Origin of the sequence: Pedobacter insulae (assembly GCF_900113525.1) — a bacterium.
GTDB lineage: Bacteria > Bacteroidota > Bacteroidia > Sphingobacteriales > Sphingobacteriaceae > Pedobacter > Pedobacter insulae.
Genome location: NZ_FOPP01000003.1, coordinates 365760 through 380736 on the forward strand (window position 1 = coordinate 365760; position 14977 = coordinate 380736).

General features: G+C 38.6%; 18 protein-coding genes. 7 read left to right on the plus strand and 11 right to left on the minus strand.

Translation table 11 applies throughout. The features are described from left to right. Positions 1 to 6: 6 nt before the first annotated feature. Genes leuC through BM207_RS06845 form a run of 6 tightly spaced genes read left to right on the plus strand, consistent with a single transcriptional unit; the run spans position 7 to position 6292 of the window. Positions 7 to 1413, plus strand: coding sequence for a 3-isopropylmalate dehydratase large subunit (leuC, locus tag BM207_RS06820; protein WP_090992819.1), 1407 nt, complete (start codon positions 7 to 9; stop codon positions 1411 to 1413). 17 nt (positions 1414 to 1430) lie between these two features. Next, entirely contained in the window at positions 1431 to 2027 is a 597-nt protein-coding gene (gene leuD / locus BM207_RS06825) for a 3-isopropylmalate dehydratase small subunit (RefSeq protein WP_090992820.1), read from the plus strand. Between the two features lie 35 nt (positions 2028 to 2062). Continuing rightward, on the plus strand, positions 2063 to 3580 hold the full coding sequence (locus BM207_RS06830; protein ID WP_090992821.1) for an alpha-isopropylmalate synthase regulatory domain-containing protein: 1518 nt from the start codon (positions 2063 to 2065) through the stop codon (positions 3578 to 3580). A gap of 45 nt (positions 3581 to 3625) precedes the next feature. Beyond that, the gene (gene leuB / locus BM207_RS06835; RefSeq protein WP_090992822.1) at positions 3626 to 4684 is read left to right on the plus strand and encodes a 3-isopropylmalate dehydrogenase; all 1059 of its coding nucleotides are present in this window, start codon (positions 3626 to 3628) and stop codon (positions 4682 to 4684) included. Positions 4685 to 4687: 3 nt separating this feature from the next. Next, complete coding sequence (ilvA, locus tag BM207_RS06840) at positions 4688 to 5932, plus strand: threonine ammonia-lyase IlvA (RefSeq protein WP_090992823.1); 1245 nt, start codon at positions 4688 to 4690, stop codon at positions 5930 to 5932. Positions 5933 to 5944: 12 nt separating this feature from the next. Continuing rightward, positions 5945 to 6292: a cupin domain-containing protein gene (locus BM207_RS06845; protein ID WP_090992824.1), complete on the plus strand. Its 348-nt coding sequence runs from the start codon at positions 5945 to 5947 to the stop codon at positions 6290 to 6292. A gap of 5 nt (positions 6293 to 6297) precedes the next feature. On the opposite strand, the gene BM207_RS06850 is transcribed toward BM207_RS06845, so the two are convergent. Beyond that, positions 6298 to 6675: a hypothetical protein gene (locus BM207_RS06850; protein WP_090992825.1), complete on the minus strand. Its 378-nt coding sequence runs from the start codon at positions 6673 to 6675 to the stop codon at positions 6298 to 6300. Between the two features lie 82 nt (positions 6676 to 6757). On the opposite strand from BM207_RS06850, the gene BM207_RS06855 reads away from it, so the two are divergent. Then, the gene (locus BM207_RS06855) at positions 6758 to 7174 is read left to right on the plus strand and encodes a hypothetical protein (protein WP_090992826.1); all 417 of its coding nucleotides are present in this window, start codon (positions 6758 to 6760) and stop codon (positions 7172 to 7174) included. A 5-nt stretch (positions 7175 to 7179) separates the two neighbouring features. On the opposite strand, the gene BM207_RS06860 is transcribed toward BM207_RS06855, so the two are convergent. The 10 genes from BM207_RS06860 to BM207_RS06905 all read right to left on the minus strand — a co-directional run bounded on the left by BM207_RS06860 (position 7180) and on the right by BM207_RS06905 (position 14976). Beyond that, positions 7180 to 8172, minus strand: a complete 993-nt coding sequence (locus BM207_RS06860; RefSeq protein ID WP_090992827.1) for an ABC transporter ATP-binding protein — start codon at positions 8170 to 8172, stop codon at positions 7180 to 7182. A gap of 74 nt (positions 8173 to 8246) precedes the next feature. Continuing rightward, positions 8247 to 9053, minus strand: a complete 807-nt coding sequence (locus BM207_RS06865) for an outer membrane beta-barrel protein (protein ID WP_090992828.1) — start codon at positions 9051 to 9053, stop codon at positions 8247 to 8249. Between the two features lie 32 nt (positions 9054 to 9085). Next, a complete protein-coding gene (locus BM207_RS06870) occupies positions 9086 to 9808 on the minus strand; it encodes a hypothetical protein (RefSeq protein WP_143095924.1) in 723 nt (240 codons plus the stop codon). Continuing rightward, the gene (locus BM207_RS06875) at positions 9789 to 10358 is read right to left on the minus strand and encodes an RNA polymerase sigma factor (protein WP_090992830.1); all 570 of its coding nucleotides are present in this window, start codon (positions 10356 to 10358) and stop codon (positions 9789 to 9791) included. Before BM207_RS06875 ends, BM207_RS06870 begins: the two co-directional genes overlap by 20 nt. A 96-nt stretch (positions 10359 to 10454) precedes the next feature. Then, complete coding sequence (locus BM207_RS06880; protein WP_090992831.1) at positions 10455 to 11570, minus strand: hypothetical protein; 1116 nt, start codon at positions 11568 to 11570, stop codon at positions 10455 to 10457. Between the two features lie 30 nt (positions 11571 to 11600). Beyond that, positions 11601 to 12170, minus strand: a complete 570-nt coding sequence (locus BM207_RS06885) for a hypothetical protein (protein ID WP_090992832.1) — start codon at positions 12168 to 12170, stop codon at positions 11601 to 11603. After that, entirely contained in the window at positions 12163 to 12711 is a 549-nt protein-coding gene (locus BM207_RS06890) for a CopD family protein (protein ID WP_090992833.1), read from the minus strand. The genes BM207_RS06885 and BM207_RS06890 overlap by 8 nt, the downstream gene beginning before the upstream one ends. Before the next feature lie 7 nt (positions 12712 to 12718). Further along, on the minus strand, positions 12719 to 13744 hold the full coding sequence (gene hemE / locus BM207_RS06895; RefSeq protein ID WP_090992834.1) for a uroporphyrinogen decarboxylase: 1026 nt from the start codon (positions 13742 to 13744) through the stop codon (positions 12719 to 12721). Positions 13745 to 13751: 7 nt separating this feature from the next. After that, positions 13752 to 14270, minus strand: coding sequence for a tetratricopeptide repeat protein (locus BM207_RS06900; RefSeq protein ID WP_090992835.1), 519 nt, complete (start codon positions 14268 to 14270; stop codon positions 13752 to 13754). Continuing rightward, positions 14263 to 14976 carry a response regulator transcription factor gene (locus BM207_RS06905; protein ID WP_090992836.1) on the minus strand — a complete coding sequence of 238 codons (714 nt, stop codon included), beginning with the start codon at positions 14974 to 14976 and terminating at the stop codon, positions 14263 to 14265. The genes BM207_RS06900 and BM207_RS06905 overlap by 8 nt, the downstream gene beginning before the upstream one ends. Between the last annotated feature and the right edge of the window lies 1 nt (position 14977).

The window sequence follows — 14977 nt, forward strand, 5'->3', positions numbered from 1 at the left end:
ATAAATATGAGCAAGACATTATTTGATAAGGTGTGGGATGCACATGTGGTGCGTCAAATTGAAGGTGGACCCGATGTACTTTTTATTGATCGTCATCTTATTCACGAAGTAACCAGTCCGGTTGCATTCCTGGGATTAAAAAGCAGGGGAACTAAAGTATTATATCCTGAACGTACCTTCGCAACAGCTGATCACAATACACCAACTATAAACCAACATTTACCAGTTACAGATCCCCTTTCTGCCAATCAGTTAGCCGCACTTGAATCGAATTCCAACGAATACGGTATTAGTCACTGGGGTTTAGGTCATCAAAAAAATGGTATCGTACACGTAGTTGGTCCCGAATATGGCATTACTCAACCAGGTTCTACTATTGTTTGTGGTGATTCGCATACTTCTACGCATGGTGCCTTCGGGGCGATTGCTTTTGGCATTGGAACTTCCGAAGTGGAAATGGTTTTGGCCACCCAGTGCATTATGCAGCCAAAAGCAAAAAAAATGCGTATCAATGTAAATGGGAAATTAGGTCTTGGTGTTACCCCTAAAGATGTAGCTCTGTTCATTATTTCGAAACTCACTACTTCTGGCGCTACTGGATATTTTGTAGAATATGCCGGTGATGTTTTTGAAAACATGACTATGGAAGGAAGGATGACCGTTTGTAACCTAAGTATCGAAATGGGTGCCCGTGGTGGAATGATTGCTCCCGACGAAACAACCATCAATTACGTGAAAGGACGTGAATTTAGTCCAAAAGGTGAAGCTTGGGAAAAAGCACTTGCTTACTATAAAACCTTAAAAACAGACGAAGGTGCTGTGTTCGATAAAGAACTAACCTTTGATGGCGCTTCAATTGAGCCCATGATTACCTATGGTACCAACCCGGGTATGGGAATTGGGATTTCGCAAGATATTCCTGATGCGGAAAATGTGGAAGGCGGCATCGCAACTTATAACAAGTCATTAGGTTATATGGGTTTTTCTGAAGGAGAATCAATGATTGGCAAAAAAGTAGATTACGTATTTGTAGGGAGCTGCACCAATGGTCGTATTGAAGATTTTAGGGCGTTCGCATCGATTGTTAAAGGAAAGCGCAAAGCAGATGGGGTAACCGTGTGGCTAGTGCCTGGATCGCACATTGTAGAAAGCCAAATTAAAGAAGAGGGATTGCTGGATATTTTTACGGAGGCCGGCTTTACGCTACGTCAACCAGGCTGCTCTGCTTGTTTAGCGATGAACGATGATAAGATTCCAGCAGGAAAATATGCAGTGAGTACTTCGAACAGGAATTTCGAAGGCAGACAAGGGCCGGGATCCAGAACTTTACTGGCCAGTCCGCTTGTTGCCGCTGCCGCCGCTGTAACTGGCGTAGTGACTGATCCAAGAACATTAATTGAAGAACTTGTTTAATTAGAAAGATATTTAAAATGGCTTACGATAAATTCAACGTCTTAAGAAGTACCGCCGTACCTCTACCGATAGAAAACATAGATACCGATCAGTTAATTCCAGCACGCTTTTTAAAAGCAACAGAAAGAGTTGGCTTTGGCGATAACTTATTTCGCGATTGGAGATATAACCCTGATAATACCCCTAAAAAAGATTTTGTGCTGAATAATCCTGTTTACCGGGGAAAAATCTTAGTTGGGGGAAAGAATTTTGGTTCTGGTTCGTCCAGAGAACACGCCGCATGGGCGGTATACGATTATGGTTTCAGATGTGTAGTGTCGAGCTTTTTTGCTGATATCTTCAAAAACAACTGCCTAAATATTGGGGTATTGCCCGTACAAGTGAGTGCGGGGTTTGCCGACAAAATATTCACCACGATTTTAGCTAACCCTGATACGGAACTCGTAGTAGATTTGGAGGCACAAACGATCTCGATCTCGGGAACAGATGAAAAAGAATCATTCGACATTAGTCCCTACAAAAAACATAATATGCTCAACGGTTTTGATGACATCGATTATCTCCAAAGCATCAAAGGAGAAATCGAAGAGTTCGCCACTAAACTTCCGTTTTAAGTAATCAGCTAATTATTACATTCGAACATCCCTCAATGGAAAAAAGAAAAATAGAAATCATGGATACTACACTTCGAGATGGGGAACAAACATCTGGAGTATCGTTTTCCATTTCCGAAAAGTTAACGATTAGTCAACTGCTCATCGAGGAATTACACATTGACCGCGTTGAAGTTGCTTCTGCAAGAGTATCAGACGGTGAGTTTCAGGCAGTAAAGGCAATTACGAAATGGGCTGGAGAAAATGGATATATTGACCGTATTGAGGTGCTTTCTTTTGTTGATAACGGTGTTTCTGTAGAGTGGATGATCAATGCCGGTGTAAAGGTTCAAAATTTATTAACTAAAGGTTCTTTAAATCATCTAACTTATCAACTCAAGAAAACACCTGAGCAACACTTTACCGAAATCAAACAGGTAATTGACCTAGCCGGCGCCAATGGTATCGCAACAAATGTGTATTTAGAAGATTGGAGTAACGGGATGCGCAATTCTCCTGAATATGTAATTCAGTTTTTGGATTTCTTAGCTACTCAAAAAATTAAGCGCATTCTATTACCTGATACCTTGGGAATTCTAACCCCGTCAGAAACCACTCAATTTATTAATGAATTATTAGGTAAATATCCCCATATTCATTTTGATTTTCATGCACATAACGATTACGATTTAGGAACTGCTAATGTACTGGAAGCCGTAAAAGCAGGCATCAATGGTCTTCATCTTACGGTAAATGGAATGGGCGAAAGGGCTGGAAATGCGGCATTAGCAAGCGTAATTGCAGTAATTAAAGATTTTGTACCTGAAGTTGAGGTAGGTGTAAGAGAATCATCCATCTACAAAGTGAGCAAACTCGTAGAAACATTTTCGGGTGTGAGAATTCCAACTAATAAACCTGTGGTGGGAGATAATGTATTTACCCAAACTGCAGGAATTCATGCGGATGGTGACAATAAAAACAACCTCTATTTCAATGATTTACTACCTGAACGTTTCGGAAGAAAAAGACAGTATGCTTTAGGGAAAACTTCGGGCAAGGCGAACATTGAAAAAAACCTGTTGGAATTAGGCTTGAAACTGAATGATGAAGATCTGAAAAAAGTAACGCAGAGGGTAATTGAACTGGGCGACAGAAAAGAAACGGTTACCAAAGAAGATCTTCCTTATATTATTTCAGATGTGCTTGATAGCAACTTATACGAGCAAACCGTGGTAGTTGACTCTTATGTACTGACCAACTCCATGGGCTTAAGACCATCGGCCACCATTGGAGTAACCATTGAAAGTGAGCAATTCGAAGAAAACGCGCAGGGTGATGGGCAGTACGATGCATTTATGAATGCCCTTACTAAAGTTTATACCAAGAAAAATAGAACGCTTCCAAAACTGATCGACTATGCGGTAAGAATTGCACCCGGTAGTAATTCTGATGCCTTATGCGAAACGATTATCACTTGGGAGGTACCAACTAAAATATTTATTACAAGGGGGCTTGACTCAGATCAAACCGTTTCAGCGATCAAAGCAACTCAAAAAATGCTGAACATTATATAAATAACAGTTAACCCATTAAGTAGTTAACCCATTAAAACAGAAAACATGAAACTAAATATTGCACTTTTAGCCGGCGATGGAATCGGACCAGAAGTTATAGATCAGGCCGTAAAAGTATCAAATGCGATAGCAAAAAAATTTAACCACGAGATTGTGTGGACTGCAGGCATAACAGGTGCAGCAGCAATTGATGAAGTAGGCGAACCGTACCCAGATTCTACTCACGAAATATGCATGGCTGCCGATGCGGTACTCTTTGGCGCAATTGGTCACCCCCGTTTCGACAATGATCCAAAAGCAACTGTTCGCCCAGAACAAGGTTTATTAAAAATGCGTCAGAAACTAGGCTTATTCGCCAATGTTCGTCCAACCTTTACTTTTCCATCCTTAATTGATAATTCTCCATTAAAAAGAGAGCGAATTGAGGGAACCGATTTAATTATTTTAAGAGAATTAACAGGCGGAATTTACTTTGGTGAAAGAGGTAGAAAAGATGATGGAAATACGGCTTTCGATACTTGTACTTATACACGTTCAGAGATCCAGCGTTTAGCGAAGTTAGGCTTTGAAATGGCGATGACAAGAAGCAAAAAACTTTGTTGTGTAGATAAAGCTAATGTGCTTGAGTCGTCACGTTTGTGGAGGGAAACTGTTCAGGACATGGAAAAAGATTATCCAGAAGTTACTGTTAGCTATGAATTTGTGGATGCAGTAGCAATGCGTTTGGTTCAATGGCCAAGTTCTTACGATGTTTTGATTACTGAAAACCTTTTTGGTGATATTTTAACTGACGAAGCTTCTGTGATTTCAGGTTCAATGGGTTTGATGCCATCTGCATCTATTGGCGTGCATACCTCGCTTTTTGAACCCATCCACGGTTCATATCCGCAAGCTGCAGGAAAAGATATTGCAAATCCCCTGGCTACTGTTTTATCAGCAGCGATGATGTTTGAAGATGCTTTTGGTTTAAAGGAAGAGGCAGAACTGATAAGGGCTGTAGTAAACAAATCATTAGCCGAAGGTATTGTTACCGAAGACTTAGCTGGTGCCAGTAAGGCCTACAAAACCTCTGAAGTTGGGGATTGGCTAGCTAAAAACATTTAATATATGCTAAACCCCCATAACTTTGATTTTTTAGCTGCTGTAAATCGTATTAAAAGCGTTGTTAAACGTACGCCTCTTCAGCATAATGCAAGGCTTTCGGAAAAATACGATTGCGAGGTATACCTAAAGCGAGAGGATTTACAGCTGGTAAGATCATATAAATTACGCGGTGCATATAATATGATCAGCCAAATTCCTACCCAGCAAATTAAAAATGGAATTGTGTGTGCCAGCGCCGGTAACCATGCCCAAGGAGTTGCCTATTCTTGTCAGGCGTTAAAAATCAAGGGTACTATTTTTATGCCCGAAATTACACCAAAGCAAAAAATAAATCAAACTACCTTATTTGGGAATGGTTGGATTGACATTGTTTTAGTTGGTGATACTTTTGATGATTGCCTCGCTGAAGCACTACGCTATACCGCCGAAAACGAAATGACCTTTGTACCGCCATTCGACCACTATCATGTAATTGAAGGACAAGGAACCGTTGGTGTGGAGATATTGGAAGATTTACCCGATACTGAAGTAGTAATTATGCCAATTGGCGGTGGAGGCTTGGCATCAGGAGCTGGAACTTACTTTAAGCAAACTAATCCTAATATGGTGTTGATTGGTGTTGAACCCGAAGGCGCTCCTTCCATGGATGCAGCTTTTAAAGCAGGCAGACCAATTAAATTAGCACAAATCAATAGATTTATTGATGGTGCAGCAGTTAAATCTGTAGGATTATTAACTTATCCAATATGCAGAGAAATATTGGATGAGATTTTATTGATTCCGGAGGGAAAAGTTTGTACAACGATTTTAAGACTTTACAATGAAGAGGCGATTGTTGCTGAACCGGCAGGTGCACTTGCCGTGGCTTCCTTAGATTTATGTGCCGCCCAAATTAAAGGCAAAAAGGTAGTATGTATTATTAGCGGGGGTAATAATGACATCGAGCGGATGCAGGAAATCAAAGAGAAATCTTTACTGTTTGAAGGATTAAAACATTACTTTATTGTACGCTTTCCGCAACGGCCAGGAGCATTGAAGCTTTTCGTAAATGAGGTCCTTGGTCCGCATGATGATATTACACGCTTCGAATTTATTAAAAAAACAGAAAGAGAAAGCGGTCCGGCATTGGTAGGAATAGAGCTGAAAAGCCCAGAAGACTATACCAGCTTGGTTTCAAGAATGAAAGAATTTAAATTTGAGATTATTGAATTAAACCAGGACCAAACTTTATTTGAATATCTAGTTTAACGATTATTATAGATGAATTACATTGAATTAACCGATAAAGCTTTAATCTCCGATAACGATTTATCTTGGGATGATTTGGGTGGAGGAATTAAGCGCAAAATAATGGCGCACAATGAGCAGTTGATGTTGGTGAAAGTTGCTTTTGAAAAAGGTGCCATTGGTACACTACATCAGCACCCACATTTGCAAATGAGTTACGTTGCTGAAGGAAGTTTTGATGTGACTGTTGGAGATCACAAAAAAGTACTAAAAAAAGGTGATGTATTCTTTGCAGTGTCTAATATTGTACACGGAGTAGTTTGTACTGAAGAAGGTTTATTGATTGATGTTTTCAATCCTGCAAGAGAAGATTTTTTATAAAAAAGCTAAATAGCTGCCGGCTTTAATTTGCGAATACTAAAAAATCCAAGTCCGCCAATAGCTAAAATAATTAATGGAACGTAGTCGTCTAAAGGACACTGCACGAGATAAAATTTTCTCTTGGTGCCTTGGTTAGCCGCATTCTTTTTTTTATTTACCCTACAATTTGGATTGGTAGTCACTACTGTTACACAGAATACTGTACTTATCAGCACATTTGGGTTAGTGTTGTAATTCGTTTTTCCGCCGTGTACCCCATTCTCTTGATAATGGATTCTTCCATTTGGCAATAAACAACCTGTTTGTTCTTGTCCGAATACATTGGTAAGGTTGCCGCTAACAATAGCCCCCACTAGCAGTAGGCGTAACAAATATCGAAACATATTATATTGAGCGTTAATAGAATGGCAAGTTAAACAAAGTTGGCAGAAAATTTGCATAGTATTTTTTAAAACACACACAAACATGAAAAACCTCACCTTAATCCTCCTCTGCATCGCCTCACTAGGTTTGGCGTCTTGCCAAAAAGACACTATTATTAATCAAACTACACCGAACAGAACAATCGTTTTAGACGTAGCTTCATCGGCCTGGACTTTGACTTCCGACAACCTCACTTATTACACCATTTTAAATGTACCCGAAATAGATCAGTTTTCCTTAGACAATGAAGCAGTGTTGGTGTATATTTCGTATGACAATGGAGCTACTTATTTACAAATGCCATTTGTATACAACGTAGATGCTTACAGTACGGTAATTAGTAAAGGAAAAGTAGAAATAGATATTCAAAGCTCTGATAATCAAGCAACCCAACCTATTAAACCTACTGGAAACGTTAGGGTTAAAGTAGTACTTATTGCTGCTGAAAACGTGACTTAAGATTTTTAAAACACTAAAAAACGACCAATGTTCGCCTGAACGTGGTCGTTTTTTTTATGCTCACCGCTATTGAGCTGCAGGCTGCGGATAGTAACCCCATTACGCTCCAACAATAACTCATCGAAAAAACCTTTATAATAAACTTCTTTAACTTCGAATCTCCTGCTATTCCATGTGTTTTTAAGCTCAACCCATTCCGGATAAAATACTACATTTTTCGCAGTAGTTTTAATTCCTAGCTGTTCGGCTTCTGCATTCGTTAGCACTACAGCATTTCCCAAAATCCTGGCAGTATAAATGGCAGATGGATTTTGGTAAGTATTAAATGGAGTATCGTTCTGCAACAGCTTTCCATCTTTCAAAATTAGTAATTGATCCGCTAAAAAGAGCCCATCAGTCGGATCGTGTGAAACCATGATGATCGTCACACCGGTTTCGCGAGCCAGGCGCTTAATATCTGCTCTTAATTCATTTTTTAATAGGGAGTCGACCTGACTAAATGGTTCATCCAGTAATAAGATTTTAGTATCGCTCACCAGAGCTTTTGCAATGGCTACCCGTTGCTGTTCGCCCCCACTTAGCTCGATAACTTTTTTATCTTTTAGTTTGGTGATGTGTAAATGCTCCATCATCTCCATTGTTTTTGCTTGCTTAGCTGCGATATCAGTATTTGATAGCATGGAAGCTATGTTATCGTAAACTTTTGCATAAATGTTTAGCGAAAAATCTTGGGTTACCATCTTCATTTCTGGATGGCCCGGAATAAGCTGTTCATCAGGTCCCTTCACCTTGATGCCATTAAACTGGATCTCTCCGTCGTCTGGTTTTAGCAAGCCATAAATACATTTTAACAGGGTTGATTTACCACTTCCACTTTCTCCAATGATGGCGACAATATCTCCCCTATTAATAGAAAAATTGATCTGCTGAATACCGGATACTTGTGTTTGCTGATATTGCTTGGATAGATTGTTAACGGTGATTATATGCTCATTCACACGGTAAAGATAATAAAAAAATCCTGCAAGCTTTCGCCGCAGGATTTTCCTTCATTTGTGTGTTTGTGTGTTTATTAATTAAGTCCGAAGGTTAAACCAAAAGCCATATTTTTTAATCCTTTTTGGGGAGCACTGTCAAACATATCGCTCGCATAGTATTTCGCAAAGAAAGCTAAACTACTCCATCCCACTCTAACAGTTCCTCCGTAGCGGAAAGGTGCAAAATTGTAATCATCCTTGATCTTTACTTTACCGGATTCCTCACTAATTTGTTTTACTTTTCCGTTTAACAAGAAACCAACTTCCGGACCTATAACGAAATAAAAACGATTACCCTTGTTACTTTCACCAGTTCTGAATTCAAAATTTAAAGGAACATGCACATAGCTGCTTGAGAAACGATTTTTTGAATAATGAACAGGATCATTGGTGTAAGTTAGTTCAGGAACGTCCTTGACAATAGTAATATCTTTCTTTAAGCGAATGTTTGTCCAATCGAAACCACCGGCGATATAGATTTTAAAGTTTGAGCCAAATCTGTAACCAAATTGCAGAACATCGAAAGATACATTACTCGTTTTACCCGCTCTATAATCTAAGAATTCATTGGTTGGAGAAAGGTCAAACTGCCCGTTATCTATCAACTTCGAAAAGCCAATATCTAAGCGTGTAAAGGTAACCCCACCTACAAAACGTGCTCTGTTTGGGTCAGGTCTTTTTACCGAATCGCGGTCTCTAGAAAAAACTACAGGACCAATGTTAATACTTTTACCATAATTTATTTTTTTAGTTTTGGTAGAATCCTCTTGTGCATTTCCACTTGTTCCTGTCAGAAAGGTAAGTCCGCTTACCAAAACTGCTGCTAATATTAAAGATTTCATTTGTGTGTGTTTGTTTGGTTTATGTTTGTTGTCTATTTGTTCTTTTTATTAAATTTCAAGAAGCCGATGTTTATTCCTACTATCGATGAATTATCATCGTCGTCTGTGTTAAATCTTACTATCTTTTTATCTCTTTTGTCCACTTTGTCTACCACATAGTTTACAAGATCTCCCACATTCCTAAATCCTTTGCGCTCCTGTACGAGATCTGTTTCATTAATTACATTTGGTTCAACTTGTTGGTTATCAACCTGTGCAATTACAATTGGATTTTCGACTACCACAACCGGCAAAATATCTATCGGTTTTGGATCTGCTTGCTTAATGGGTAGACGAGCAAGCGTTTCAATCGGTTGCAAGCTTGCTTCATTATTTTTTACCGTTACCACCGAAACTGCTTTTGCGCTGCTTGCTGCTGTTGGAACGAAATTGGCTTTTTCAACTTTTTCGTTAACGCCAGAGCTAGCGGTTACCTCGATCGTATTCGACAATTCCTGTTCAACAGGTTTAGTAACTGCAACCGTTGCATCGTCTAGGCGAAGTTGTATCTTTTCTGTTTTTTGAAAAGCCAGCATGGCGGTAAATGCAATGGCTACACTCGCAGCTGCCACCCAATATATAGGCAAAATACGTTTAGGTTTTGGTGCTAATTGAGTTTCAATCTTATCCCATAAATTTGCAGACGGTTCAATTTCAGCGTCTATAAATTTGTCTCTAAACAATTTATCAAAATCTTTATCCGGCATGTGTTGCATAACCAAAGCCCTCCATTTTTATAATTTCCTGTTGCAATATTGCTCTCGCTCTCGACAGCTGAGATTTACTAGCGCCTTCCGAGATACCTAATGTTTCTGCGATCTCCTTGTGAGAGTATCCTTCTATAATGTACATGTTAAACACCATGCGATAACCATCGGCTAATTTTTGTATAACCTTCATCAAATCTTGCATACCAAGACTGCTGAAATCAAACCCTTGTGATGGTTGTTCGTAAGCATCCTCTATCGGAACTACATTTAACATCCGTAAATTTTTACGATAGCTTTCAATCGCCGTGTTAACCATTATTCTACGAATCCAGCCCTCAAATGATCCCTCTCCACGATACTCTTTAACCTTCTGGAAAACCTTAACATATCCCATTTGTAATACGTCCTCGGCTTCCATTCTATCTTTGGCGTAGCGCATACAAACAGCCATCATCTTCGATGCAGTTTGCTTATAAAGCATTTCCTGCATTTGCCGATTGCCTGCTTTGCAGCCCTCCATCAAATCATCAATTGTATATGTTTTAGTCACCTTCATTGTTTGTTTGTATAGGGTAGATGAACCCTAGCGGTAAAAGGTTGCATGAGCTTGAAAAAATAAACTTTGATAACTTTGACAATTTTTAAAAGATTGTCAAAGTTTAAAGTTTTCCTTATAAGTCAAAAATAACGAATGGTTAAATTCTAAGTTCTTGGCAGTATTATTCAGGTCTACATGAGGTTCAAATCGAACATCCAAGTACAGTTTCGGAACCAGTTCCTTTTGATATCTGTATCTTACTGCTAAAATGTTTCTGTTACTTTGTTTAAAACCGTGATCATACACGGTTTCTGAGACCGATTGATAAAGAGGCATTCCTTTAATTGTTATAAAATTATTTCCTTTCCAATAAGAAGCAACAAGTTCGCCCCATTTGGTAACAATACCAGCATTTAACCATAAACCGAAACCACCTTGATAAGCCCTCACTTTGGTTGGAGAAAAATCTTTATATACTGAGATATAATTGTCAGTATAAATTTCCTTTACATTTAAACCAATGGTTTTATGGAATTTTAATCCGGTTGCTCCATTGAACAAAGTAGTTAAAGGGATTTCCTTTAACACGTCGATTTGTCCGCCTTGATGATAGGCTAAAAATTGCGCAGGAATACTCAACTTCCAGGACGCATTCCGCAGTAAAGTCGCCTCGGTAATTAATCCGCCAACAATTTCCTCTTTTGCAGCCTCACCTTTATAAATCATTTTTTGCCAGGCTATCCAGCTATCTAACTTAAAATTTTCTCTTTCAACCAGCAGTTGCGTTCCATATTCGACTGGTGTTGTTATTTTACGCTCAAAATTATAAAGGGGTTCAATATAGTTGTGTTGGATATTGCCTTCTAGCGCTCCAAAAATTAAAGTCAAGTTTCTTTTTTTGTACTTTAAACTAAATAGTGGCTTGGCCTCATGCAATCCTTCCTCGCCGAAATCCTTCCGTAAGTAGGCCCCTACAGAAATGGCTAAATTCGGATGGGCATAGTAAACTAATTGGGGTTCTAACTGCGTTCCATATAAGGTATAGCCGTCGTGAAACTTGTTCGAATATTCGTAATTTCTCACATAATTAAATGTATAGAAATTAAAATGGAGTGTTTTGTTCAGACTATCGGATGGCCTGATGCGATTAAAAATCTCACTGTTGTTAAACTGGGCTTTTGATAACAACGGGATTAGAAAAGTAATTAGAACAAGTAGAATTTTCTTCATTGGATTTAATGTCCTAACAAAAGTACGAGATTATTCTGTCCATTCACAGCGGGAAGTCAATTGCTTCCAAACGCCGTCATGTTTCTCAAATACTTGCAATTCCCCCTTTGACTCTCCTCCAGCACAAATCTTATCCATGTAAAATAAGCAAAAGCTATAGTTTCTGAGAAAAATTGGTGCCGAAAAATTATGATAGCATCCACCAAATTTCTTCTTAAAAAACTTTATTTCTCTTTGACGGTTTTTTATCGATTTCGAATTGGCTTTCACAAAATTTTCCTCTAAAAATCGAATATTACTTGGCAAAATTGTTCTCCAACTGGTTACCTTTGGGAATTCTATCTCATTCGCAATCTGTGCTAATTCTTCATTATTGAAGCTGAGGCTGTCATCAACGGTGTAAAGAAAACAAGTATATTTTGGAACATTTACCAAGGTAAAAGCAGGATCAGCAAGTTCTTTCTTTTTAACATTAGTTAAAAACTCAACTGCCTCTTTAATATATTTCTTGGCCTCAGTACTTGTGGTCAAAGATTCTTGCGCAGGAAGCTTAAACCCAACAGAAATCACCAAAAATAGAGCAAACAAAGTCCTAATCATGGCTTTTTTCTCTATAACGTTTGTAAATTTTAACCGCTGTCATAATGACAACAGAAAATGCAACTAAACCAATTAAACCATACACCCAATTTACGGCGCTTTTTAAAATTACGGTGAATACGATTGCTACCAGCAAGATGGTAGCAACCTCGTTCCATAAACGAAGTTGATTGGAAGAGAACTTGAATATTCCTCTTCGTAGCTGTTTCATAATTTTTTGACAGATGAAATGATAAATAATCAACAGCCCTACGAAGCCAAGTTTCACCTGCATCCAATCCACCTTTAAGTAGGCTGGGTTTAAATATAACATCATTCCGCCTGCAGCTATTGTTAATATCATAGCAGGTATGGTAATGATATTCCAGAGTCTGCCTTCTATTTTCGCGAATTCCCTCTGTAATATGTTCTTTTCTACCTCCGGCTTGTCATTGGCTTCGGTATGATAAATAAATAAGCGAACACCATAGAACAAACCGGCCATCCAACTCACGACGAAGATGATGTGTACCGCTAGAAAATATCTATAGTATTCCTCCATTTTTATCTCAATACCTAAACTCTTTTACTACGTCGATTGCATATTTCACATTATCGAAAGGAATATCAGGCATGATACCGTGGCCTAAGTTAAATATAAATCCTCGCTCACCTCTCATGCGTTCAAATAGCTGCAAAATATGTTTTTTGATAACGGGTTTATCCGCATATAAGATATGTGGGTCCAGGTTTCCCTGTACGGCAATTCCGTTTGGCAAAGCATTCTTGATATTCAACAAATCAGCGTTCCAGTCTACCGAAATTACATCAGGTTTGGCGGTTGCCATAATCGGCGCAAAAACCGAACTTCCTTTACAGAAAGAAATTACCGGAACGTTCGTTCTGTTTAACCCTGCAATAATCTGTTGGTTATACTGATGAGAAAATTCTTGATAATCGTTCCAGGATAAGGCCAATGCCCAACTGTCGAATAACTGAACGGCATTTACGCCCGCAGCAATCTGCAAGTTTAAATAATCGGTCGTCACTTTGGCTATTTTTGCTAATAGGCGATGTGCCAGTTCAGGATGATTATGCATCAAAAGCTTTGTTAGCTTAAAATCTTTTGAAGATCCCCCTTCCACTAAGTAACTCATCACCGTGAAAGGTGCACCCGCAAATCCGATCAACGGAATAGTATTATCCAGACGTTGCTGGATCACTTTTATTGCATCAGCTACATATTGCAAGCGATCAATAACATCAGTTGCTAAGTTATCGATATCCTGAGCATTTCTAATCGGATTAGCGAATTTCGGGCCTACTCCTTGTGTGAAGCTCAAATCGCCACCCATAGCCTCTCCTGTTACCAAAATATCACAAAACAATATTGCGGCATCGATCCCTAGTAAGTCCACCGGTAGCATGGTTACATCTGCTGCAATTTCAGGATTTTTGCACATCTCCAAAAAAGAGTACTTGTTTTTAATTTCCCAATATTGTGGCATAAATCGACCCGCCTGGCGCATCATCCATACTGGAGGACGTTCTGTAGATTTTGAAAATGCGGCGTCTAAAAATAGATTGTTCTTCATTCTGATGTTAGGCAAAGCTATTCGCTTCTTTCTCTATAATTTTAATAATTTCTTGTGCTCTGGTGCTTGTTGCTAATTCTTTGGCTTTCTCTATATATGTTTTTGCACGTTCTGCATCCTTTTTTCGCAGAGCGAGATTAGCTAAATGAATTAAAACGAAAGCTTTATCATTTTTTCCACCCAAAGGGAAACGGCTTGCAATTTGAAAATGAAACTCAGCCGTTTCAAAATCCTCGCGCTGTAATGCAATATTTGCACGCATAAACTCATAATATCCCCGTCTGTTCTTTGCCAGTCGATCTGGGTTTGCGATTTCGGAAAGAACCTTTTCGGCACGATCATAATTGGCATCTTTAAAATATTTAGATGCCAATAGCACAGAACTCTGTTTGTAATGGGAATACAGGACAAAGATTAAAAGAAAGCCAGCAATTGCTGCCAGCTGATACTGCATAAAATATAAACTTACCAATGCAGACAGGGCAAAAACTCCCATTAAAGCATATCTACCCTTTGCGTTATACATTAACCGTTAAATCTGTAAATTTATAACCAACACCTCTTATGGAATGAAAATAGACCGGGTTCTTTTGATCAGGTTCAAAATATTTACGGAAGGTTAAAATAAAATTGTCAATGGTTCTGGTTGAGGGATAAACGTCATAATTCCAAACAGTTTCTAAAATTTGCTCACGGGAAACAGCCTCATTTTTACGTTCAATTAACAACTTTAAAAGCATAGTTTCCTTTTTAGTTAAAGGCACAACCACACCATCATCCTGTTTTAACTCAAAGGAATTGAAATAGATTGTTTTATCACCAATTTTATACGAGTTTAACTCTTTCAAGTCATCGGGCTTAAGGCTACGTTTAACCAAAATCCCAACGCGTAGAATTAATTCTTCTAAATTAAATGGCTTAACTAGATAGTCATCTGCTCCTTTCTTAAGACCCATAACGCGATCTTCGCTTGTGTTTTTCGCAGTTAAAAACAAAATCGGTACTTCAGTGTTTTCTAAGCGAATGGTTTCACATACCTGAAATCCATCCATTTCTGGCAACATTACATCTAAAATAATCAGGTTAAATCGTTCTTCCTTAAAAACTTTAAGTGCTGTTTTCCCATCCTTTACGGCATGAACTTTATAACCTTCTAATTCGAGGTTTAGTTTGATGGCATCCAACAAATGATCTTCGTCTTCAACCAAAAGTATTCTTAATTTTTGTGGCATA